The 20,711-nt window shown below is 60.1% G+C and carries 21 protein-coding genes and 1 pseudogene; 15 read left to right on the forward strand and 7 right to left on the reverse strand.

The window, feature by feature from the left end; translation table 11 throughout:
• Nucleotides 1-67 precede the first annotated feature (67 nt).
• The gene (locus tag AC6CIA_RS19690) at nucleotides 68-322 is read right to left on the reverse strand and encodes a TIGR02647 family protein (RefSeq protein ID WP_498314394.1); all 255 of its coding nucleotides are present in this window, start codon (nucleotides 320-322) and stop codon (nucleotides 68-70) included.
• Nucleotides 323-504: 182 nt separating this feature from the next.
• Nucleotides 505-789 carry a hypothetical protein gene (locus tag AC6CIA_RS19695; RefSeq protein WP_498314396.1) on the reverse strand — a complete coding sequence of 95 codons (285 nt, stop codon included), beginning with the start codon at nucleotides 787-789 and terminating at the stop codon, nucleotides 505-507.
• 124 nt (nucleotides 790-913) lie between these two features.
• Here AC6CIA_RS19695 and AC6CIA_RS19700 point away from each other — a divergent pair, with 124 nt between their 5' ends.
• Nucleotides 914-1,573, forward strand: coding sequence for a glutathione S-transferase family protein (locus tag AC6CIA_RS19700; protein ID WP_498314398.1), 660 nt, complete (start codon nucleotides 914-916; stop codon nucleotides 1,571-1,573).
• Nucleotides 1,574-1,698: 125 nt separating this feature from the next.
• On the opposite strand, the gene argH is transcribed toward AC6CIA_RS19700, so the two are convergent.
• Nucleotides 1,699-3,093, reverse strand: a complete 1,395-nt coding sequence (argH, locus tag AC6CIA_RS19705; protein WP_498314400.1) for an argininosuccinate lyase — start codon at nucleotides 3,091-3,093, stop codon at nucleotides 1,699-1,701.
• Between the two features lie 414 nt (nucleotides 3,094-3,507).
• On the opposite strand from argH, the pseudogene AC6CIA_RS19710 reads away from it, so the two are divergent.
• From AC6CIA_RS19710 to rsd, 8 genes and pseudogenes are all read left to right on the forward strand, one after another.
• Nucleotides 3,508-3,645 (forward strand): annotated as a pseudogene (locus AC6CIA_RS19710) (sensor histidine kinase); the annotation flags it as partial.
• Nucleotides 3,642-4,388 (forward strand): LytR/AlgR family response regulator transcription factor, encoded by a 747-nt coding sequence (locus AC6CIA_RS19715; protein ID WP_498314401.1) that lies wholly within the window; start codon nucleotides 3,642-3,644, stop codon nucleotides 4,386-4,388. The pseudogene AC6CIA_RS19710 and the gene AC6CIA_RS19715, both read left to right, overlap by 4 nt.
• A 138-nt stretch (nucleotides 4,389-4,526) precedes the next feature.
• Nucleotides 4,527-5,468: a hydroxymethylbilane synthase gene (gene hemC, locus AC6CIA_RS19720; protein ID WP_498314402.1), complete on the forward strand. Its 942-nt coding sequence runs from the start codon at nucleotides 4,527-4,529 to the stop codon at nucleotides 5,466-5,468.
• Nucleotides 5,465-6,232 (forward strand): uroporphyrinogen-III synthase, encoded by a 768-nt coding sequence (locus AC6CIA_RS19725; RefSeq protein ID WP_498314404.1) that lies wholly within the window; start codon nucleotides 5,465-5,467, stop codon nucleotides 6,230-6,232. Before hemC ends, AC6CIA_RS19725 begins: the two co-directional genes overlap by 4 nt.
• A gap of 19 nt (nucleotides 6,233-6,251) precedes the next feature.
• Entirely contained in the window at nucleotides 6,252-7,364 is a 1,113-nt protein-coding gene (locus AC6CIA_RS19730) for a uroporphyrinogen-III C-methyltransferase (RefSeq protein WP_498314406.1), read from the forward strand.
• A gap of 5 nt (nucleotides 7,365-7,369) precedes the next feature.
• Nucleotides 7,370-8,611 (forward strand): heme biosynthesis protein HemY, encoded by a 1,242-nt coding sequence (locus AC6CIA_RS19735; RefSeq protein ID WP_498314408.1) that lies wholly within the window; start codon nucleotides 7,370-7,372, stop codon nucleotides 8,609-8,611.
• Nucleotides 8,612-8,847: 236 nt separating this feature from the next.
• Complete coding sequence (locus tag AC6CIA_RS19740; protein ID WP_498314410.1) at nucleotides 8,848-9,369, forward strand: disulfide bond formation protein B; 522 nt, start codon at nucleotides 8,848-8,850, stop codon at nucleotides 9,367-9,369.
• Between the two features lie 206 nt (nucleotides 9,370-9,575).
• Nucleotides 9,576-10,034: a sigma D regulator gene (rsd, locus tag AC6CIA_RS19745; RefSeq protein ID WP_304629261.1), complete on the forward strand. Its 459-nt coding sequence runs from the start codon at nucleotides 9,576-9,578 to the stop codon at nucleotides 10,032-10,034.
• 53 nt (nucleotides 10,035-10,087) lie between these two features.
• Here the strand turns inward: rsd and AC6CIA_RS19750 are convergent, their stop codons facing one another.
• Entirely contained in the window at nucleotides 10,088-10,753 is a 666-nt protein-coding gene (locus AC6CIA_RS19750) for an FKBP-type peptidyl-prolyl cis-trans isomerase (protein WP_498314413.1), read from the reverse strand.
• Between the two features lie 192 nt (nucleotides 10,754-10,945).
• Between AC6CIA_RS19750 and AC6CIA_RS19755 the strand changes: the two genes are divergently transcribed.
• Nucleotides 10,946-12,076, forward strand: coding sequence for an AlgP family protein (locus AC6CIA_RS19755; RefSeq protein WP_498314415.1), 1,131 nt, complete (start codon nucleotides 10,946-10,948; stop codon nucleotides 12,074-12,076).
• Here the strand turns inward: AC6CIA_RS19755 and AC6CIA_RS19760 are convergent.
• On the reverse strand, nucleotides 12,073-12,537 hold the full coding sequence (locus AC6CIA_RS19760; RefSeq protein ID WP_498314417.1) for a TIGR02444 family protein: 465 nt from the start codon (nucleotides 12,535-12,537) through the stop codon (nucleotides 12,073-12,075). The genes AC6CIA_RS19755 and AC6CIA_RS19760 overlap by 4 nt on opposite strands.
• A gap of 50 nt (nucleotides 12,538-12,587) precedes the next feature.
• Here AC6CIA_RS19760 and AC6CIA_RS19765 point away from each other — a divergent pair, with 50 nt between their 5' ends.
• The 4 genes from AC6CIA_RS19765 (at nucleotide 12,588) to AC6CIA_RS19780 (ending at nucleotide 17,835) form a co-directional block, all read left to right on the forward strand.
• Entirely contained in the window at nucleotides 12,588-14,498 is a 1,911-nt protein-coding gene (locus AC6CIA_RS19765) for an ATP-binding cassette domain-containing protein (RefSeq protein WP_498314419.1), read from the forward strand.
• Nucleotides 14,498-15,070, forward strand: a complete 573-nt coding sequence (locus AC6CIA_RS19770; protein WP_498314421.1) for a mechanosensitive ion channel domain-containing protein — start codon at nucleotides 14,498-14,500, stop codon at nucleotides 15,068-15,070. Before AC6CIA_RS19765 ends, AC6CIA_RS19770 begins: the two co-directional genes overlap by 1 nt.
• An 88-nt stretch (nucleotides 15,071-15,158) precedes the next feature.
• On the forward strand, nucleotides 15,159-15,791 hold the full coding sequence (locus AC6CIA_RS19775) for a LysE family transporter (RefSeq protein ID WP_498314423.1): 633 nt from the start codon (nucleotides 15,159-15,161) through the stop codon (nucleotides 15,789-15,791).
• A 145-nt stretch (nucleotides 15,792-15,936) separates the two neighbouring features.
• Entirely contained in the window at nucleotides 15,937-17,835 is a 1,899-nt protein-coding gene (locus tag AC6CIA_RS19780) for an FTR1 family protein (protein WP_498314425.1), read from the forward strand.
• A 131-nt stretch (nucleotides 17,836-17,966) separates the two neighbouring features.
• Here AC6CIA_RS19780 and elbB read toward each other — a convergent pair whose 3' ends face one another.
• Nucleotides 17,967-18,632, reverse strand: a complete 666-nt coding sequence (gene elbB / locus AC6CIA_RS19785) for an isoprenoid biosynthesis glyoxalase ElbB (protein ID WP_498314427.1) — start codon at nucleotides 18,630-18,632, stop codon at nucleotides 17,967-17,969.
• A 115-nt stretch (nucleotides 18,633-18,747) separates the two neighbouring features.
• Between elbB and AC6CIA_RS19790 the strand changes: the two genes are divergently transcribed.
• The gene (locus AC6CIA_RS19790) at nucleotides 18,748-19,986 is read left to right on the forward strand and encodes a sterol desaturase family protein (protein ID WP_498314429.1); all 1,239 of its coding nucleotides are present in this window, start codon (nucleotides 18,748-18,750) and stop codon (nucleotides 19,984-19,986) included.
• Here AC6CIA_RS19790 and AC6CIA_RS19795 read toward each other — a convergent pair.
• Complete coding sequence (locus tag AC6CIA_RS19795) at nucleotides 19,967-20,614, reverse strand: DedA family protein (protein ID WP_498314431.1); 648 nt, start codon at nucleotides 20,612-20,614, stop codon at nucleotides 19,967-19,969. The genes AC6CIA_RS19790 and AC6CIA_RS19795 overlap by 20 nt on opposite strands.
• Nucleotides 20,615-20,711 lie beyond the last annotated feature (97 nt).

A 20,711-nucleotide genomic window follows, 5' to 3' on the forward strand; every position in this document is an offset into this window, starting at 1 on the left:
AATTTTAGCGAAGGCGCGGGTATGCCCGCGGAATCCGTGAAAGAGGATCCCGTGGGCGATAGGAGTATCAGGCGGCTTCTTTGGTGTTGGCGGTGGTCAGGATCGTCAGTAATGTCTGGGCCTGTTCCGCGGCATCCCGACCCAGGCTGGTCAGGTAGCCACCGTCTGGCTGGTCGATCAGTTTTTTATCGAACAGGCGCTTGGCGGCAGCAATGGCAGAAGGTGCAGCGGTCTGATGGACTTTCAGACCTTCCTGGGAACTGCCCAGGTTGAAAAGTGCAAGGATTTCCAGTTCGGCAACCAACTCAGGGGTATACGACATAAGGACTCCGGACGTTCTAGGAATTGTTAGACGCTTGCAGCCCATAAGGTGAACGCACTTGAGCGAACTGTCCAGTGTGTAAGCGCGGGCTTGCTCGCGAAGAGCATTAACATTGACGCGGGGCAATTGGAGTAATGCGGGGTGCTGGGGGTTTCGCGGGCAAGTTCGCTGCTTCAGAGTGCTTATTGCTTCTCCGGCGGCAACTCCGGCAGCGCGCGCAACGCGGTTTCATACCAGTGGGTATCGAACGCGCGATCTTCAGCCAGCATCGCGTCGATTTCAAAGGCAAGTACATGCGCCATCAAATTGAGGATGTCTTCGCGTTCGTAGCCCACCAGGCTCAGCTTGTTGAAGGTGGCTTTGGCGGCAGGCGGAGTATCGCTTTCGATCTGGTTTTCGATCGCTTGAATCAACGTCGATTCGGTGAATTCTTCTTCGTCGTTGTCGATATCGGTAGGCTCGCTCATGGCAGGCTCCTGTCAGGATAGGGCGCCAGTTTACCCCCATTCAGCCCGGTGATGCTGCTGGTCAGGCGGCGTTTCACGTTCTATAACCAACCCGCCAACCCCCGCACGGCCTGGAGGCTATGTAATGCTCAAACTCTACGGATTTTCGGTCAGCAACTACTACAACATGGTCAAGCTGGCGCTGCTTGAAAAAGGCGTGCCCTTTGAAGAGGTGCCGTTCTTTGCCGGGCAAACCCCCGAGGCCCTGGCAGTGAGCCCGCGGGGCAAGGTCCCGGTGTTGGGCGTCGGACAAGGGTTTATCAACGAAACCAGCGTCATCCTCGACTATATCGAACAGACGCAGTCAGGACCTTCGCTGTTGCCTGCCGATCCGTTCCAGCGCGCCCAGGTATTGGCGTTATGCAGGGAAATCGAGTTGTACATCGAGCTGCCAGCCAGGGCCTGCTATGGCGAGGCGTTCTTTGGAATGGCGGTGCCGGAGGCAATCAAGGACAAGGCCAGGGCCGAGTTATTGCTGGGGGTCGCAGCGCTGGGCCGGCACGGGCGGTTTGCGCCGTATGTGGCGGGGGAGAGTTTTACGCTTGCCGACCTGTATTTCATGTACAGCGTGGATTTGGCTTGTGCGGTCGGCGGCAAGCTGTTTGGCCTGGATCTGCTGGCAGAGTTGCCAAAGGCCAAGGCCCTGCTCAACACATTGCAGGAATTGCCCAACGCTCAGCGAGTGGCGGCAGACAAGGACGCGGCGATGCCAGCCTTCATGGCGATGATCGCGGCGAAGAAATAATTCCGGACGCCTCGGACACAAAATGTGGGAGCGGGCTTGCTCGCGATAGCGGTGTAGCAGTCAATGCATCAGTGACTGAACCACCGCTATCGCGAGCAAGCCCGCTCCCACATTTGATCGAGTTGTCAGCGGCTGGCGAGCAGGGCCTGGCCGCGAACCACAGCGGCCTTGACCTGCGTCGGAGCGGTCCCGCCGATATGATTGCGGGCGTTCACCGAGCCTTCCAGGGTCAGCACCGTAAACACATCCTGTTCGATCTGGTCACTGAACTGACGCAGTTCTTCCAGGCTCATTTCCGCCAGGTCCTTGCCGGTGGCCACGCCGTATTTCACGGCGTGGCCAACGATTTCGTGGCAATCACGGAACGGCAGGCCGCGGCGTACCAGGTAGTCCGCCAGGTCCGTCGCGGTGGAAAATCCGCGCAGGGCCGCTTCGCGCATGATCGCGTGCCTGGGCTTGATCGCCGGGATCATGTCGGCAAAGGCGCGCAGTGAGTCGCGCAGGGTATCGGCGGCGTCAAACAGCGGTTCCTTGTCTTCCTGATTGTCCTTGTTGTAGGCCAGGGGCTGGCCCTTCATCAGGGTCAGCAGGCCCATCAATGCGCCAAACACTCGGCCGCTCTTGCCGCGTACCAGCTCGGGAACGTCAGGGTTTTTCTTTTGCGGCATGATCGAGCTGCCGGTGCAGAAGCGGTCAGGCAGGTCGATGAATTGGAACTGAGCGCTGGTCCAGAGCACCAGCTCCTCGGAGAAGCGCGACAGGTGCATCATCGCAATGCTGGCCGCAGCGCAGAATTCGATGGCGAAGTCGCGGTCCGAAACACCATCCAGGGAGTTGCCGCCCACCGCGTCGAAACCCAGCAGTTGCGCGGTGTATTCACGGTCGATCGGGTAGGTGGTACCGGCCAGCGCGGCGCTGCCCAGGGGCATGCGGTTGGCGCGCTTGCGACAGTCCACCAGACGCTCGTAGTCGCGGCTGAGCATTTCGAACCAGGCCAGCAGATGGTGTCCGAAGGTCACAGGCTGCGCGGTCTGCAAATGGGTGAAGCCGGGCATGATGGTGTCCGATTCACGCTCGGCCTGCTCCAGCAGGCCTTGTTGCAGGCGGGTGATTTCAGCCAGGATCAGGTCGATTTCGTCGCGTAGCCACAGGCGGATATCGGTGGCGACCTGGTCGTTACGGCTGCGACCGGTGTGCAGTTTCTTGCCGGTCACGCCTATGCGATCCGTCAGGCGCGCCTCGATATTCATGTGCACGTCTTCAAGGTCGACGCGCCAGTCAAAGGTGCCGGCTTCGATTTCGCCACGGATGGTGGTCAGGCCGTCGATGATGCTGTCGCGCTCGGCGTCGGTCAGCACGCCGACCTTGGCCAGCATGGTGGCGTGGGCGATGGAGCCCATGATGTCGTGACGATAGAGGCGCTGGTCGAAGTTGACGGAGGCGGTGAAGCGCGCGACGAAGGCGTCGACGGGTTCACTGAAGCGGCCGCCCCAGGACTGGTTGGTCTTGTCGGTGCTCATGGATTCGCTCGTGATCTGCTGAAAAAGGACGTGAAAGTGTGTCGCCGATAATAACAGGGTTGCCCCGGGAGGCGGTGATACAGCGTGCCGGCATTTTTATTTGCTTGCAGGCTGGCAAAGTGCCTTGCCGTCGAGCGCGTCCGGGACGAGACTGGAGAGCGCCCGCACCAGAAAATTGACGCGGTGGCTGTATGAAGTATCGCCTCGGTGTTTATTGAGACGATATTTGACGATTGAGCAATATCGTCTTCATGAACGTCTACAGTTGGACTGACAGAAGGTTCAACGCACCAATGTCAGGTGATGAGGTCGAACTCCAGGCAAATCATTAGAAAGGGGGTGTTCGTATTGTTTATCAACAAACCCTATGACGATGCTTCGCAGCATCGGGTTTTGGGCGCTATTGAACAGGTACGGATAAATATTGCTGCCGCTCTTGGGGCACTTTTTACCGCTCACGCTAGTCTTAGCGTGGATCGCCGTGACGGAAGTCACCGCACCTGTCTACGCTATCCTTGTGCGAGACTCACGCAGGAATCCAGCGCAATATGAATGTCCTGATCGTTGATGACGAACCCCAAGCCCGCGAGCGACTGAGCCGTATGGTCAGCGAACTCGAGGGATACAATGTCCTTGAGCCGAGCGCCTCCAATGGCGACGAGGCGTTGGCCTTGATCGAAAGCCTTAAGCCGGACGTCGTGTTACTCGATATCCGGATGCCTGGCCTTGATGGCCTGCAAGTGGCCGCTCGCTTGAGCGAGCGCGAATCTCCGCCTGCGTTGGTGCTGTGCGCCACCCAGGATGAGTTTTCCGTGGAGGCGCTGGAAGCCAGTGGCGCCAGCTTTCTGGTCAAGCCGGTGAGCGCCGATGCGGTGCTCAAGGCTTTGAAAGGCGCCGAACGCCCCAACCGTGTCCAGCTTGCAGCGCTGACGCAACCCGCGGCCCAAAGCGGCAACGGTCCGCGCAGCCATATCAGTGCCCGGACCCGCAAGGGCATCGAGCTGATTCCGGTGAGCCAGGTGATCTATTTTATCGCCGATCACAAGTACGTGACCTTGCGTCACGAGGCTGGCGAAGTACTGCTCGACGAACCGCTCAAGGCTTTGGAAGACGAGTTTGGCGAACGCTTCGTGCGCATCCACCGCAATGCACTGGTGGCTCGCGAACGTATCGAGCGCCTGCAGCGCACGCCCCTGGGACACTTTCAACTGTTCCTCAAGGGGCTTAATGGGGATGCGCTGATTGTCAGCCGGCGCCATGTCGCAGGTGTGCGCAAGATGATGCAGCAGCTATGACCTGAAGGTTGCTGCGCCACCTTTCACTCGAACTTCGGTACGGCGAGGCCAGGGAGGCCCCGCACTTGCTGATTCAAATCAAGGCGAATCTGCCTGAGCTGTTATTATCTGCCGTATCTATTCAGTACGGATTGATCCATGTCCTCTCGCGAAATCCGCATCGCCACCCGTAAAAGTGCCCTGGCCTTATGGCAGGCCGAATACGTCAAAGCACGTCTTGAGCAGGCCCATCCAGGTCTCAAGGTGTCCCTGGTGCCCATGGTCAGTCGCGGCGACAAGCTGCTCGACTCGCCGCTGTCGAAAATCGGCGGCAAGGGGTTGTTCGTCAAGGAGCTGGAAACCGCTCTGTTGGAAAATGCAGCCGATATCGCCGTGCACTCGATGAAAGATGTGCCGATGGATTTCCCCGATGGCCTCGGGCTGTTTTGCATCTGCGAGCGTGAAGATCCTCGTGATGCCTTCGTCTCCAATACCTATGCATCTCTTGATGACCTGCCCCTGGGCAGTATCGTCGGCACCTCCAGCCTGCGTCGCCAGGCACAATTGCTGACGCGCCGCCCGGACCTGCAGATCCGCTTCCTGCGGGGCAACGTCAATACGCGCCTGGCCAAGCTGGACGCCGGCGAATATGACGCAATTATCCTGGCGGCGGCGGGGCTGATCCGGCTGGGCTTCGAAGACCGTATGACCTCGACCATCAGCGTCGAAGACAGTTTGCCTGCCGGTGGCCAGGGCGCGGTAGGTATTGAATGCCGCACGCTCGACCGCGAAATTCATGCATTGCTTAAACCCCTGGATCACCACGACACCGAAGTGCGGGTCACCGCCGAGCGTGCGCTGAACAAGCACCTCAACGGTGGCTGTCAGGTGCCAATCGCCTGCTACGCGGTGCTGGAGGGTGAAAACCTGTGGCTGCGAGGCCTGGTGGGTGACCCCGAGGGCGGTACTTTGCTCACCGCAGAGGTGCGTGGACCGCAGTCTGACGCCACGGCATTGGGTATTCAGGTGGCCGAAGAACTGCTGGAAAAAGGCGCTGGCGTCATTCTGCAAAAAGTCTACGGCGAGGCCGGCCCGCAGTGACCGGTTGGCGCTTGCTGCTGACGCGGCCTGCCGAAGAGTCGGCGGCCCTGGCGGCGACGTTGTCCGAGCATGGCGTCTTCAGCAGCAGCCTACCCTTGCTGGAAACCGAACCCTTGCCTGCCACCGCCGAGCATGAGGCGATTTTTCGTCGCCTGGAGCGTTATTGCGCGGTGATCGTCGTGAGCAAACCGGCTGCTCGCCTGGCCCTGAACTTACTGGAACAATTCTGCCCGCACCCGCCGGCTGTGCCGTGGTTCAGTGTCGGTGCGGCGACGGCGCAGGTGCTGGCCGCGCATCGCCTGGACGTGAGCTATCCCGAGCACGGCGATGACAGTGAGGCCTTGCTTGATTCACCGCGGTTGCGCGAGGCTATCGCCGTCGCCGATCCGCGTGTGCTGATTGTGCGTGGCGAGGGCGGGCGCGAGCTGCTGGCTGAGCGCTTACGTGACCAAGGTGCTAGTGTCGATTATCTGGAGTTGTATCGCCGTTTTCTTCCGGCCTATGACGCAGGCGCGCTGACACGGCGCATCGATGTGGAACGCTTGAACGGCCTGGTGGTCAGCAGTGGGCAGGGTTTTTTACATCTGCAAACCCTGGCTGGTGTCGATTGGCCAAGCGTGGCACGGTTACAGTTGTTCGTGCCCAGTTCGCGTGTTGCCGAGATGGCACGCAGGGCGGGCGCGGAAAAAGTTGTGGATTGTCGGGGCGCCAGCGCCACGGCTTTGCTAGTGGCGTTACGGAGCCAGCCCGTTCCCACTCTCTAATAACGCAAAGGATGGAAACGTGAGCGAAACAGCCTTGCCTAAAGATGAAGCTCAACCCGCGCTTGATGCGCCTGTTGAGACACCTGTCATAGCGCCTCGCCGTGGCAACGGTTTGGCGATTTTCGCCTTGTTGCTGGGGGCCGCCGGCCTTGCGGCAGGTGGTTGGGGGATCTGGCAGGTCCGTGCCCTGCAAGCGAGCAGCCAGCAGCAGTCGGGACAGGTACAGAACCTGGATGAGCAGGCCCAGGGCATCAAGCAGGCTCAACAGCAGTTGACCACACGCCTGGCCCAGTTGCCCGGTGCTGATGAGCTGGAAGAGCGCCGTCGGCTGGTTGCGCAACTGCAGGGTGATCAACAGCGCTTGAACCAGCGCCTGGAAACCGTTCTGGGCGCCAGCCGCCAGGACTGGCGCCTGGCCGAGGCCGAGCACCTGCTGCGCCTCGCTAGCCTGCGCTTATCGGCGTTGCAGGATATCAACAGCGCGCAGGCGCTGGTCCAGGGGGCGGATGAAATCCTTCGCGAGCAAAGCGATCCAGGTTCGTTCGCGGCCCGTGAACAGTTGGCCAAGAGTTTGGCGGCGTTGCGCAGTATTGAGCAGCCAGACCGTACCGGACTGTTCCTGCAACTGGCGGCGCTACGTGACCAGGTGGTGCAACTGGCAGCCGTTTCTCCGGAGTATCAGCTTCAGGACGCCCCGCAAGGGCGCCAGAGCACCGATACTGACAATCGCTGGACCCAGTGGTGGGAGCAGATTTCCCGCTATTTCCGCATTGACTTCAATCCGGATGACAACATTCGTCCACTGCTTGCCGGCCAAGGCTTGAATCAAGTGCGCCTGGCCCTGAGCCTGGCGCTGGAGCAAGCGCAATGGGCAGCCCTCAATGGCGAGCCCGCGGTCTATAGCCGTTCCCTGAGCGAGGCCCGCAGTGTCTTGCAAGACAACTTCAACCAGGACAATCCGCAGAGTCAGGCGATGCTGGCGCGTCTTGCCGAGCTTGAGCCCAAGGCGGTCTCGGTGATCACCCCGGATCTGGCGGCGAGCCTGTCCGCGGTGCAGGCCTACCTCGAACGTCGTCATCTGTCTGCCGATGAAGCCAAGGCTTCTGCTGGCAAGCCGGCGACTCAGGAGTAAAGCCGATGAAACGCTTCTATGTGGTCCTGGTGCTGGCGATTGCAATTGCCCTGGCGCTGGCGGTAGGCATTTCGAAACACACCGGCTATGTGCTGATTACCTATCCCCATGTGCTGCATTACGAGTCTGGATTGTGGTCGACTTTGGTGGCGTTATTTGTCCTCGGCCTGGCGATCTATCTGCTGCGCGTGCTGCTGAGCCTGGTGACGACCTCCGGCGGGGTAGTCAACCCTTGGTCGCGGCGTAATCGCAGCCGGCGGGTTCAGGTGGCGATCGAGCAAGGTCAGATGGACCTGGCAGAAGGGCGCTGGGCCAGTGCCGAGCGTCACTTGCACCGCGCCGCCGAGGCCGAGCGTCAGCCATTGCTGTACTACTTGGGTGCGGCACGGGCGGCCAATGAGCTGGGTCGCTACGAAGAGTCGGACAGTTTGCTGGAGCGCGCTCTGGAGCGACAGCCTCAGGCCGAGCTGGCGGTGGCCTTGAGTCACGCACAGTTGCAGGTGGATCGTGGCGATACCGAGGCGGCCCTGATCACCCTCACCGCGATGCATGAACGTCATCCGCACAATGTCCAGGTGCTGCGTCAGTTGCAGCGTTTGCATCAGCAACGGGGTGACTGGTCGTCGGTGATCAAGTTGCTGCCGGAGTTGCGCAAAGACAAGGTGTTGCCGCCCTCGGAGCTGGCGGATCTGGAGCGTCGGGCATGGGGTGAGAACCTGACCCTGGCGGCCCAGCGTGAGGAGCGTGGTGAAGTCGGCCTGCAATCGCTGGAACGGGCCTGGCAGCAATTGACCTCTGCCCAGCGCCAGGAGCCGCAGTTGGTACTGGCTTACGCCGAGCAACTACGCCAGCTGGGTGCCGATGCCACGGCTGAAGAAACCTTGCGCGGGGCGCTCAAGCGTGGGTATGACAGCCACTTGATCAGGCTCTACGGCTTGCTGCGCGGCAGTGATCCGGCGCGGCAGTTGAAGTTTGCCGAAGGCTGGCTCAAGGATCATCCGGGTGATGCAAGTTTGCTGTTGACGCTGGGCAGACTGTGCCTGCAAAACAGTCTGTGGGGGAAAGCGCGGGACTACCTCGAGAACAGTTTGCACGTTCAGCGTAACCCTGAAGCCTGTGCCGAGCTGGCGCGGTTGCTTGCCCAGTTGGGTGACACCGAACGCAGCAATCAATTATTCCAGGAAGGCCTTGGCCTGTTGGACAGCCGCCTGCTGGCTTCACCGTTGCCAGTACCTGCGCGGGTTTGAAGTAGGAAGACTTGTGGGGTTGGCTCGGAAGTCTCTGACAGCCAACCCTTCAAAGCCGCCATCTCAGCAGGATTTAAGGGGGGCAGGGTAGATTCTTACATCGGACTACGTAAAGTTACCCTCTCTCTGACGGGATATCCCTACACTCTCGCGGAATTGTCTGCTCCAACGCGTATTGAAAGGGGTAAGGCCTTTCCTCTACCGTAACTACCTATCTCTTGCGTTGCGGATAAACAATGTCTTTGGTCCCCTCACGCTCCTTGTTCTTCCTGGCATTCATGGCCGGTGCGCTGACCTTGGGCGCGTCCTTTTACCTGGAATACGGGGCGCTTTTGCGCCCTTGTTTCCTTTGTCTGATTCAGCGCACTCTGCTGGCTGCCTTTACGCTGATCAATCTGGTGGCGGCGCTGCATGGCCCCAAGCGTTCGGGCATCTATCTGTATTGGTCGGCCAGCATGCTGTGCGCGCTGTTGGGGGCCATAACCGCGGTGCGTCAGGTTTTGTTGCAAAACATCCCTCCTGATCAGTTGCCCAATTGCTGGCCAAGCCTGCAGTACATGATCGAACACCTGTCGCCGTGGCAAGCCTTGCAACTGGCCTTCAAGGGCACCGTCGACTGCGCGGAAATCAACTGGACGCTGTTCGACTTGAGCATTCCTGAATGGAGTCTGCTGTTCTTCGTGGCGATGCTGATGCTGGGAGCAACACAGTTCTCGCGCTTGCTGTTCCGTCAGAGGTTTCGTTTGGCGAGGTACTGATTAGTTGCCTTGGGCCGTAGGACGGGATTAAACACTTGTATGAACTTTCTGTCCTGCGTACCTTGAAGCCATAGTCATGCGGGCATAATCTGGCCCGCACGAGTTATTGAAACAGTTTGTTCGATGCGGCTTTGTCCGGTTGCCGCTTTATCCTTGAAGTGTTGCGCGGGCATACAACGGCACCGCCCATAAGGGAAGAGATCATCATGCTGGAAAGTTGTCAGAATGCTCAGGAACGCTGGGGTGGGGTGCACAAGCTGATCGACAGCTGGTTGAAGGCACGTCACGAACTGGTTCGGGCCTTTGATGCACTCGGCGCCAAGCCCGAGGCATTGGCTGAGAATCGCAAACCGCTGCAAGAATTCTGTGAAGTGTTGGTGGACTACGTGTCTGCCGGGCATTTCGGTGTCTACGAGCAACTGACCAAGGAGGCGGAGGCCTTTGACGATCAGCGTGGTCTGGACTTGGCCGAAACCCTCTATCCGCGTATCGACGTCATCACCGAAAAACTGCTGGCGTTTACCGACCTGTGTGATGCGGGAAACTGTGTCGCAGAAAAGTTCAAGGAATTGGGCGCGCTGCTCCATGAGCGTTTCGAGTTGGAAGACTGCCTGATCGAAGTGCTGCATAACGCCCACAAGGAAGAGCCTGCAACCCAGGCTTGATCCTCAGCGGTGAATATAAAAACGGTGCGCATGGCGCACCGTTTTTCGTTGGGTCAGGGACGGCTATCGAGCAATTCAATCTCGAATACCAGCGGCGTATAAGGCGCAATCAACTCGCCGGCCCCGTCCGCCGCATAGGCTTGCGCCGATGGAATCACCAGGCGCCATTTCGCGCCTGCCGGCATCTGTTGCAACGCGCTCCGCCAACCGCTGATCACGCTGTCCAGGCGAAACCATTGGGGTTGTGTGCTCTGATCGAAAATTGTCCCGTCGGGCAATCGTCCAACATAGTTCACTTGCACCTGATCATTGGCCTGTGGTTTTTTCCCGCTGCCAGGGGCAAGTTCGGTCAGCAAGATGCCGTCAGTCAATTCGCGAACGCCAGCTTTGGCTTTTTCCGTGGACAAAAACAACTGCTCGGCGGCGAGGGCTTTTTCACTTTCCGGTACCTGTGCATCGATACTGGCCCGGGCTTCATGTTGTGCGAGGATTTGTTCGATGCGCGCCTCATCCAGGGCGAGCGGTTTGCCTTGGTAGGCGTGTTCGAGGCCTTCGAGCAAGGCGCGGATCTGCAGGTCGGGAACCTCCAGACGCAGGCGTTCACCGAGACTGGCGCCTAAGCTGTAGGCCAGGTCATGGCTGTCTTTGGAAGAGGATTGCGCGCTCGCGCCGGCCGCTGAAAAGGACAACATCAAGATGAAAAAAAGGTAACGCGACATGGGTATTCTCCAGCCGAAAGTGCGGTGGATTATGCCAGTGTGCATGAGCAAAAACCGGAGCGGTTCTTCGTTATATCGATAAGAATTTTTGTGCAGTGCAACGCGAGGCATTCGATACTGTCAACATGCCCTAGCGGCGGTAAGAGCAGAGGGCTAGTATGAGCCGCACCCACGTCAGCCAGGAGGTAAACCATGTCGGCCAAACAGAAGCCTGTAAATACCCCATTGCACTTGCTCCAACAACTCTCGGGCAGCCTGCTCGAACACTTGGAAAGCGCTTGCTCCCAAGCCTTGGCTGATGCAGAGAAATTGCTCGCCAAGCTGGAAAAACAACGCGGCAAGGCTCAGGAAAAACTGCATAAATCCCGCACCAAACTGCAAGATGCAGCAAGCGCAGGTAAATCCAAGGCGCAAACCAAGGCCAAGGGCGCGGTGAAGGAACTTGAGGACTTGCTCGACGCCCTCAAAGATCGCCAATCCGAAACGCGCGCCTACATTCTGCAACTCAAACGCGATGCTCAAGAGAGCTTGAAGCTGGCTCAGGGCGTTGGACGAGTGAAAGAAGCGGTGACTAAGGCGCTGAATACGCGTACTCCGGCTAAAGCCGTAGCTGCCAAGGCCCCGGCCAAAACCGCTGCTGCAAAACCTGCGGTCAAGCCAGCGGCTAGAACTGCAGCTGCAAAACCTGCAGCCAAGCCAGCGGCCAAAACCGCTGCTGCAAAACCTGCGGCCAAACCAGCGGCTAGAACTGCAGCTGCAAAACCTGCAGCCAAGCCAGCGGCTAAAACCGCTGCAGCAAAACCTGCGGCCAAACCAGCGGCTAGAACTGCAGCAGCAAAACCTGCAGCCAAGCCAGTGGCTAAAACCGCTGCAGCAAAACCTGCGGCCAAGCCAGTGGCTAAAACCGCTGCTGCAAAACCTGCAGCCAAGCCAGTGGCTAAAACCGCTGCTGCAAAACCTGCAGCCAAGCCAGCGGCTAAACCTGCTGCTGCAAAACCTGCAGCCAAGCCAGCGACTAAACCTGCTGCTGCAAAACCTGCAGCCAAGCCAGCGGCTAAACCTGCTGCTGCAAAACCTGCAGCCAAGCCAGCGGTTAAACCTGCTGCTGCAAAACCTGCAGCCAAGCCTGCGGCTAAACCAGCAGCTGCAAAACCTGCGGCCAAACCAGCGGTTAAGCCCGCCGCTAAACCTGCGGCAACCGCAGCGAAGCCGGCTACCTCGCCAGCACCTGCCGCGACTCCGGCAGCGTCCACCGCGCCAGCCGCTCCGGCCGCCAACCCTGCTGCGCCGACACCAAGCACCACCCCAAGCAGCGCTTCCTAAGTGCTGGCGACCGCGGCGCGCAGTTGATGCAGTGCGTCGCGGTCGAGGTTGGCGGCTTCTGTCGCCAGTCCTTCAAGCCAGGGTTCATGTCCGGCCATTGTCTCTGTCGGCCATGCCAGCGCTTGTGCGTGCAAGCGTGACAACAGCTGCCGCTCGGCGTCCAATTCCAGGGTCTTGAGCCGTTCGCGCAACACTCCCAATTCCACATCGTGCTGCGCCGTGGCGCGCCATTGCTTGCGTAGCCGACGCAGGGGTTCGATCACCTGGGCCTGCCAGGGCTGTGCAATCTGCTTCAACGCTTGCACGCGCATGGCATCAGGGGCGACGCCACGTTGTTCCAGCCACAACCCGCAGAGCAACAGACACACATCGGCTCCTTGCGTCTGCAGGCGCAGGCATGAGTCTTCCACGCCCGGGCGGGCGTAAGTCGAGAGGGCAAAGCTCCACAGGTCAGCGCACATATTCCTACCCAAGCCAGCGGTCAACGAAGCTGGTAGACTCCGCCGCCATTATGATCCGACTTCAAAGCCTAACATTACAGCGTGGCCCGCAACGTCTTCTCGAAGACGCCGAGCTGACCCTGCACGCCGGTCACAAAGCCGGCCTGATCGGTGCCAACGGCGCCGGCAAATCCACATTGTTCGCCCTGCTGTTGGGTGAGCTGACGCCCGATTCGGGGGATTGTCAGTTGCCGGCCGATTGGCGCATCGCCCATATGCGCCAGGAGATCGACACCCTGGATCGCATCGCGATCGACTACGTGCTCGATGGCGATCTGCGTTTGCGTCAGGTGCAGCGCGAGCTGGCCGAGGCTGAGAAGACCCAGGACGGTGCCGCGCAGGCGCGCCTGCACGCGGAGCTGGACAGCGCCGACGGTTACACCGCCGATGCCCGCGCGCGCAAAATGCTCGCTGGTCTCGGGTTCACCAACGAACAGATGGATCGTCCGGTCGCCGACTTCTCGGGTGGCTGGCGCATGCGCCTGAACCTGGCCCAGGCGCTGATGTGCCCCTCGGACCTGCTGCTGCTCGACGAGCCGACCAACCACTTGGACCTCGATGCGATCCTGTGGCTGGAAGACTTCCTGAAAAGCTACCCCGGCACCTTGTTGCTGATTTCTCACGATCGTGATTTCCTCGACGCGGTGGTCGATAACATCGCCCACGTCGAGCAGAAGAAAATTACCCTTTATCGCGGCGGCTACACCGCGTTCGAGCGCGCCCGTGCCGAACGCCTGGCCCAGCAACAGCAGGCTTTCGAGAAGCAGCAGGCGCAACGTGCGCACATGGAAAGCTATATCGCGCGGTTCAAGGCCCAGGCCACCAAGGCCCGCCAGGCACAAAGCCGGATCAAGGCCCTGGAACGCATGGAAGAGCTGTCGGCGGCCCATGTCGATTCGCCCTTCGACTTCGTGTTTCGCGAGTCGGTGAAAATTTCCAGTCCGTTGCTCGACCTGTCCGACGCTCGTCTTGGATACGGCGACAAGACCATCCTGGAGAAGGTCAAGCTGCAGCTCACGCCCGGTGCGCGGATCGGCCTGCTCGGCCCGAATGGCGCAGGCAAGTCGACGCTGATCAAGAACCTGTCCGGCGAGCTGCAACCGCTGGCTGGACGCCTGACCCGTGGCGAGAATCTGGTGGTGGGTTACTTCGCTCAACACCAACTTGACTCCCTTGATGCCAAGGCCAGCCCGTTGTTGCATTTGCAGCGTCTGGCCCCCACCGAACGCGAGCAGACTTTGCGCGATTTCCTCGGCGGTTTCGACTTCCGTGGCGCGCGCATTGATGAGCCCGTAGTGAATTTCTCCGGTGGCGAAAAAGCCCGTCTGGCCCTGGCGCTGATTGCCTGGGAGCGGCCAAACCTGTTGCTGCTCGACGAACCCACCAACCACCTGGACCTGGAAATGCGCCTGGCGCTGACCATGGCTTTGCAGGAGTTCAGCGGTGCGGTGCTGGTGGTGTCTCACGACAGGCACTTGCTCAAGAGCACCACCGATAACTTCCTGCTGGTGGCCGATGGCAAGGTCGAGGAGTTCGACGGTGACCTGGACGACTACGCTCGTTGGCTGACGGACTATCGTTTGCGTAACGCGCCGGTCAGCAACACGCCGGTCAACCCGGACAAAACCGACAAGAAAGCCCAGCGCCAGGCTGCCGCGGCCTTACGTCAGCAACTGGCGCCGCACAAACGCGAAGCCGACAAGCTGGAAGCCGAGTTGGGCAAGGTTCATGAGCGCTTGGCCAGGATTGAAACCAGTCTTGGCGACAGCGCGGTGTACGAAGCGGCGCGCAAGGATGAACTGCGTGACTTGCTGGCCGAACAGGCCAAGCTCAAAGTTCGCGAAGCGCAACTGGAGGAGAGCTGGATGGAAGCCCTCGAACTGCTGGAAAGCCTGCAAGCGGAGCTGGAGGCGTTGTCCTGATGGATACCCTGCAATTGATGCTGCCGGCGCATTGGGTCGCGCCGTTCTGGATCGGTGTGCAAATTCTACTGATCCTGTTGGCGGGTTACCTGACCCAGCGCTTTGTCGCCAAAGGCCTGACGCGCCTGGGCGAACGCTACCCGTTCCCGCCGCAGTTGCTGATGCCGCTGCGCGGTGGCCTGCGCTGGCTGATCATGGGCAGCGCACTGATTTTTGTGCTGGGGCGCCTGGGCGTTTCGGCCACGGTGCTGTGGACCGCGCTGTCGGGTTTTGTCGCGGTGGCGGCGGTGGCGTTCTTTGCCATGTGGTCGGTACTGTCCAACCTGCTGTGCGCGATTCTGATTTTCACGGTGGGGCCGTTTCGCCTGGGGGATCTGGTCGAACTGGTCGATACCGTCGACAAGCCCGGGGTCAAAGGCCGTGTGGTGGCGATCAACTTGCTGTACACCACGCTGATCGAAGTTGAAGAGGCGGGCACCGACAGCGCCATGGTGCAAGTGCCCAATAGCTTGTTTTTCCAGCGTTCGGTACGCCGCTGGCCAGGCACGCATGTGTTTCCGAGCGACCGTTGATGTTCGCATCGGGTAAAAACCTATAGCCAACTTTCAGTCGGCGGCGTTAGCTTAAGGCCCAACAGCAAACTCCCGATTGAGGTGTGTAATGGCGCTCGAAACATGGCTGGCCTTTTTTGCCGCCAGTTGGATCATCAGTCTCTCTCCTGGCGCGGGCGCCATCGCCTCGATGTCCAGCGGTCTGCAATACGGTTTTCTGCGCGGCTACTGGAATGCCTTGGGCTTGCAGGTGGGCCTGGCGATGCAGATTGCGGTGGTGGCTGGCGGTCTGGGCGCGATTCTCGCGGCGTCTTCCACGGCGTTCTACGTGATCAAATGGTTTGGCGTTGCTTACCTGGTTTATCTGGCCATCAGGCAATGGCGTGCGTTACCGGCGGATTTGACCGATGACGCCGCCGTGCGCCCCATCGGCAAGCCTCTGGCAATGATGTTCCGTGGCTTCCTGGTGAACGCCAGCAACCCCAAAGCCTTGGTGTTCATGCTGGCGGTGTTGCCACAGTTCGTGAACCCGCAGGCACCGTTGTTAAGCCAGTATCTGATCCTGGGGGCGACGATGATCAGCGTCGACATGATCGTGATGGCGGGCTACACCGGCCTGGCGTCGAAAGTCTTGCGCCTGTTGCGCACACCGAGCCAGCAGAAGCGCGTGAACCGCACGTTTGCCGGGTTGTTCGTCGGCGCTGCGGCGTTCCTGGCCAGCTTGCATCGCGCCACGGCCTGATCACCCCGGCCCGGCTGAAGAAAGCAGGCTTTGCCGATCGCTCGTCCCTTGGCGGGTTATTCCGCCAACACATCACTAACGCCTTGAGTCAAAGCGCTTAACACTCGACAATGTGTTACTTCTTGTTTCCATTTGAGAGCCATTCATGACTGCCCCTTCCCGTTTTCTCGCCTGGCTGCTGTTGCCGGCGTTGGTGTCGTGCAGCTTCAACCTGCTGGCGGCTACTCCAGAAGGTGCGCCCAAGGCCCTGCATTTGCTGGATTATATTGGTGCTGACTATCCACCGACGGTGGTGGCGGGCAAGGTTGTCGACGAGTCTGAATACCTCGAACAGGTCGAGTTCCTTGGGGTTTTGCAGGGGCTGGTGGCGCAATTGCCGGACAAGCCCGAACGCGGCGAACTGGTGAAAGGCGTCGATGAACTGCTGGCGGCCGTGAGCGCCCACCAGGACGGTACGGTGGTGGCTCGTCAGGCGCGCCAACTGGGCGCCAAGCTGGCGGTGGCCTATGAGGTCAGCCAGGCACCGGTCATTACGCCGGATCCGGCGCGGGGGGCGCCGCTGTATGCCCAGCATTGTTCGGTATGCCATGGCGCGAGCGGTGCTGGCGATGGCCCGGCCGGGGTTGGCCTGGTGCCGCCACCGGCCAACCTGCGCGATGCCACGCGGTTGGACCGCTTGAGCCTCTACGGGATTTACAACACCTTGGGCCTGGGCGTGGAAGGTACCGACATGCCTTCCTTCGCCGATCAGCTGGATGATCGTCAGCGTTGGGACCTGGCCACCTATATCGCGGGCTTCACCGCCGATCCGGCAGCGGCAAAAGGTGAAAAATCCTTCAACCTGGCTGAGCTGGCGCGCCAGACGCCCGAGGAAGTGCTGGCCGCCGACGGTCCGGATGCCGCGCGTGTTTTCCGTGCCCAGCGGGCACAGCCGCCGCAGGTCCAGCGGGGCCCGGCACAGTTGCTCGACTACACCGCGGCCACCTTGGACAAAAGCCTGGCGGCATTCCGCAATGGTGAGCACGAGCAGGCCTATGACCTCTCGGTCGCGGCGTATCTTGAAGGTTTCGAACTGGTTGAAAGCTCCCTGGACAACGTCGACGCCAACGTGCGCAAAGACACCGAAAAAGCCCTGATGGCTTATCGGCAGTCGTTGCAGGATGGATTGCCGATCGAACAGGTCCAGCAGCGCCTGGACGTGGCCAAGGGCAAACTTACCGAGTCAGCCGGCCTGCTGGGCGGCGATGGCTTGAGCTGGACGCTGAGCTATATCTCCGGCCTGCTGATTCTGTTGCGCGAAGGCCTGGAAGCGATTCTGGTGCTGGCGGCGATCCTCGCGTTCCTGCGCAACACGGGCCAGCAATCGGCCGTGCGCAGCGTCAACCTGGGTTGGGGCCTGGCGCTGGTGGCCGGCTTGGCCACCTGGGCGCTGGCGGCGTATGTGATTGATGTCAGCGGCGCCCAGCGTGAACTGCTGGAAGGCTGCACCGCGCTGTTTGCCAGCGTCATGGTGTTGTGGCTCGGTGTGTGGATGCATGACCGACGCCACGCGGCGGCCTGGCAGGATTACATCAAAAGCAGCCTGGTGGGCGGCGGTGGGCGTTTCGGCTTTGCAGTGCTGGCGTTCTTTTCAGTGTACCGCGAGCTGTTCGAGGTGATCCTGTTCTACGAAACCCTGTGGCTGCAAGCCGGGCCTGCCGGGCATGATGCGGTATTGGCCGGCGGTGCCACGGCGTTGGTGCTGCTGATGGGCCTGGCGTGGATCATCCTGAAGGGCTCCGCGAAGCTGCCGTTGGCGCTGTTCTTCGGCATCAACGCGGCGCTGTTGTGTGCTTTGTCGGTGGTGTTCGCCGGACATGGTGTCAAGGCGTTGCAAGAAGCCGGCATCTTCGGCACACGGCCGGTGGCGTTCTTTGATTTCGATTGGCTGGGCATTCACGCCGACGCTTATTCCCTGAGCGCCCAGGCGGTGGCGATCATCGCGATTGTGCTGTTGTACAGCCGCAGTCGAATGGCCGATAAGCGCCGGATAGCGGCTTCCTGACCACACCCTCAATCACTATGTGGGAGCGGGCTTGCTCGCGATGCAGACGCCTCGGTGTATCCACTACACCCAGGTGAGGCTATCGCGAGCAGGCCCGCTCCCCCATTGAGCGGTGAACAGGCCAGGATGGCTCAGTCATTCTCGTGGGTCAGCTCCAGCACTCGGTCCACCAGTTTGTTGATCCCGGATGCTACTTCGCTGATGTTCTTGGCCAGCATGTAGGCGGGTGTGCAGACCAGTCTGCGCGCCTTGTCTTCGACAATCTCGTCTACCACGCACTCTTGATGAGTCGCGCCCATCTTGTTCAGGGCATCTGCCGTGTCGGCATCGTTGCCAATGGTGCATGTCACGCCGGGGCCGTAGATCTTCGCTGCCAGCGCCGGCGAGATGCAGATCAACCCTACCGGCTTGCCGGCTTCGGCAAACGCTTCGGCCAGCGCCAGCAACTCTGGATTGACGCTGCAGCCAGCGCCTTCGACGGCAAAGTTCGACAGGTTCTTCGCCGCCCCGAAACCGCCCGGCACAATCAGCGCATCGAAGTCCGCGACGCTGGCCTCGCGAATGTCCTTTACGTCGCCGCGGGCGATGCGCGCCGATTCAACCAGCACGTTGCGCGATTCGGGCATCTCTTCGCCGGTCAGGTGATTGATCACGTGCAGTTGTGCAATATCGGGGGCAAAACACTGGACCTGAGCGCCGCGCTGATCCAGGCGCAGCAGGGTGATTACGCTTTCATGGATTTCAGTGCCGTCGTAGACGCCACAGCCGGAAAGGATCACTGCAATCTTTTTGCTCATGGGCATTTCTCCTGATTTATGGCGTTAAATGTCTACTTATTTGTCACTCATTGCCAATGGGATATCTCGCCAGTACACCTAATCTTGATGTAACAATAATTGACCGGACTTGCCCATGGACTTCGTCCCTTACGCGGTACCGTTTTTCATTGCCTTGATTGTGGTCGAACTGCTGGCCGACCGCTGGCGCGGCCAGCGCAATTATCGGGTCGCAGACGCCATCAACAGCCTGAGTACCGGTGTGCTCTCCACCACCACCGGGTTGCTGACCAAGGGGGTGGGGCTGCTGACCTACGCCTTCGCCCTCGAACACCTGGCCTTGTTTGAACTCCCGGCCCACAGCATCTGGACCTGGGTCGTTGCGTTTGTCTTCTACGACTTCTGCTACTACTGGCTGCATCGCTGTGGTCACGAACGCAACATCCTCTGGGCCGCGCACTCGGTGCATCATCAAAGCGAGGACTACAACCTCACCACAGCCTTGCGCCAGACCAGCACGGGCTTTTTGCTGAGCTGGATCTTCTATCTGCCGCTGGCCGTGATCGGCGTGCCGTTGCTGGTGTTTATCAGCGTCGCCTCCCTGAATCTGCTGTACCAGTTCTGGGTTCATACCCGCCATGTGCCTAAGCTGGGCTGGTTCGAGTGGTTCTTTGTCACACCCTCCAACCATCGAGCCCACCATGCACAGAACGCTCTCTACATGGATCGCAACTACGGCGGAGTGTTCATTATTTGGGACCGGCTGTTTGGATCTTTCCAGGAGGAAGATGAAAACGAACCGGTGATCTTTGGCGTGACCACGCCGCTGGCAAGCTGGAATCCGCTATGGGCCAACCTGCAGTTTTATGCGCAGTTATGCAGCGATGCGCGGCGAACCGAGCGCTGGTGGGACAAGCTGCGGATCTGGTTTATGCGCACGGGCTGGCGTCCGGCTGACGTGAAGGCGAAATACCCGTTGGCGAAGCCGGATCTGCGTCAGTTCCGCAAGTTCGAGGTGCCGCTGGACCTGCGTCAGCAGATCTACATTGCCCTGCAATTTGCCGTCTATGTGGGCTTTGGCAGCTACTTGATGAATGCTGGCGAAGGCATGCCGACTGCCGCCCTGGTGCTCGGCTGGAGCGCGATGGCGCTGGGGTTGTTTACCCTGGGCGTGGCGCTGGAGAATCGTCCGTGGGCCTTGAAGGCTGAACTGTCGCGCCTGGCACTGAACGTGCCGTTAGTGTGGCTGGCGCCGCTGCTCGGATTATGGCCGGCCAGCAGCACACTGGGCTGGCTGGGACTGGCCAGCTACAGTTTGCTGAGTGTCATCGGCCTCTACTGTTGTCGGGCGCGGGTTACTCGGCTGGTGTCGTAGGTTCGTTGCAGTTCTTTGCCTCGCTTAGTTGCTGTTGCTCCAGGCGAGACTTTTCCGCGGCGCAGGCTGCGCGGGTCAGGCGGGCATTCTTGATGCGGCGCCGCAGCCACAAGCCCAGGCCGAGCACCAGCAGCGCGCCCAGAACCCAGAGCTCATATTTCTTGACGCTGCCCAGCATGCCTTCAAGCACCGCACCGAAATGATAGGCCGCTGCTCCCAAGGCCGCGGCCCAAATGGCGGCACCGATGCCGTTGAGCAGCAGGTAACGTCCCGGCGGATAGCCTGACAGGCCAATCGCCACGGGCATCACGGTGCGCAGGCCATAGACAAAACGAAAGCTCAGTACCCAAATGTCCGGATGTCGGCGGATGTGCTCCAGCGCGCGGTCCCCCAGCAATTGCCAGCGCGGCTTGCGTGCCAGCAACTTGCGTCCGTGCTTGCGGCCCAGGAAGTACCACAGCTGGTCGCCGGCGTAGCTGCCGCAGAACGCAACCACGACCACCAGATTGATATCCATGTATCCGCGGAACGCCAGGAAGCCTGCGAGGACCAGGATGGTTTCGCCTTCGAAAAACGTGCCCAGGAGGAGAGCAAAGTAGCCAAAGTCATTCAGAAATTGTTGGAGCATTGTCTGGGTGCTGGCGAAGTGAACGCGCAGCCTACGCCTTCGCGCACATTCATGAAAGTATCGAAATGTGTCACGAGATGAACATTTCCTACAGAAA

The organism is Pseudomonas sp. GQ91 (genome assembly GCF_059758795.1).

Bases quoted from the DNA above. Each gene is read 5' to 3' on its own strand.
- AC6CIA_RS19690 (WP_498314394.1), bottom strand. From the start codon at position 322: ATGTCGTATACCCCTGAGTTGGTTGCCGAACTGGAAATCCTTGCACTT.
- AC6CIA_RS19695 (WP_498314396.1), bottom strand. From the start codon at position 789: ATGAGCGAGCCTACCGATATCGACAACGACGAAGAAGAATTCACCGAA.
- AC6CIA_RS19700 (WP_498314398.1), top strand. From the start codon at position 914: ATGCTCAAACTCTACGGATTTTCGGTCAGCAACTACTACAACATGGTC.
- argH (WP_498314400.1), bottom strand. From the start codon at position 3,093: ATGAGCACCGACAAGACCAACCAGTCCTGGGGCGGCCGCTTCAGTGAA.
- AC6CIA_RS19715 (WP_498314401.1), top strand. From the start codon at position 3,642: ATGAATGTCCTGATCGTTGATGACGAACCCCAAGCCCGCGAGCGACTG.
- hemC (WP_498314402.1), top strand. From the start codon at position 4,527: ATGTCCTCTCGCGAAATCCGCATCGCCACCCGTAAAAGTGCCCTGGCC.
- AC6CIA_RS19735 (WP_498314408.1), top strand. From the start codon at position 7,370: ATGAAACGCTTCTATGTGGTCCTGGTGCTGGCGATTGCAATTGCCCTG.
- AC6CIA_RS19740 (WP_498314410.1), top strand. From the start codon at position 8,848: ATGTCTTTGGTCCCCTCACGCTCCTTGTTCTTCCTGGCATTCATGGCC.
- rsd (WP_304629261.1), top strand. From the start codon at position 9,576: ATGCTGGAAAGTTGTCAGAATGCTCAGGAACGCTGGGGTGGGGTGCAC.
- AC6CIA_RS19750 (WP_498314413.1), bottom strand. From the start codon at position 10,753: ATGTCGCGTTACCTTTTTTTCATCTTGATGTTGTCCTTTTCAGCGGCC.
- AC6CIA_RS19755 (WP_498314415.1), top strand. From the start codon at position 10,946: ATGTCGGCCAAACAGAAGCCTGTAAATACCCCATTGCACTTGCTCCAA.
- AC6CIA_RS19760 (WP_498314417.1), bottom strand. From the start codon at position 12,537: ATGTGCGCTGACCTGTGGAGCTTTGCCCTCTCGACTTACGCCCGCCCG.
- AC6CIA_RS19765 (WP_498314419.1), top strand. From the start codon at position 12,588: ATGATCCGACTTCAAAGCCTAACATTACAGCGTGGCCCGCAACGTCTT.
- AC6CIA_RS19770 (WP_498314421.1), top strand. From the start codon at position 14,498: ATGGATACCCTGCAATTGATGCTGCCGGCGCATTGGGTCGCGCCGTTC.
- AC6CIA_RS19775 (WP_498314423.1), top strand. From the start codon at position 15,159: ATGGCGCTCGAAACATGGCTGGCCTTTTTTGCCGCCAGTTGGATCATC.
- AC6CIA_RS19780 (WP_498314425.1), top strand. From the start codon at position 15,937: ATGACTGCCCCTTCCCGTTTTCTCGCCTGGCTGCTGTTGCCGGCGTTG.
- elbB (WP_498314427.1), bottom strand. From the start codon at position 18,632: ATGAGCAAAAAGATTGCAGTGATCCTTTCCGGCTGTGGCGTCTACGAC.
- AC6CIA_RS19790 (WP_498314429.1), top strand. From the start codon at position 18,748: ATGGACTTCGTCCCTTACGCGGTACCGTTTTTCATTGCCTTGATTGTG.
- AC6CIA_RS19795 (WP_498314431.1), bottom strand. From the start codon at position 20,614: ATGCTCCAACAATTTCTGAATGACTTTGGCTACTTTGCTCTCCTCCTG.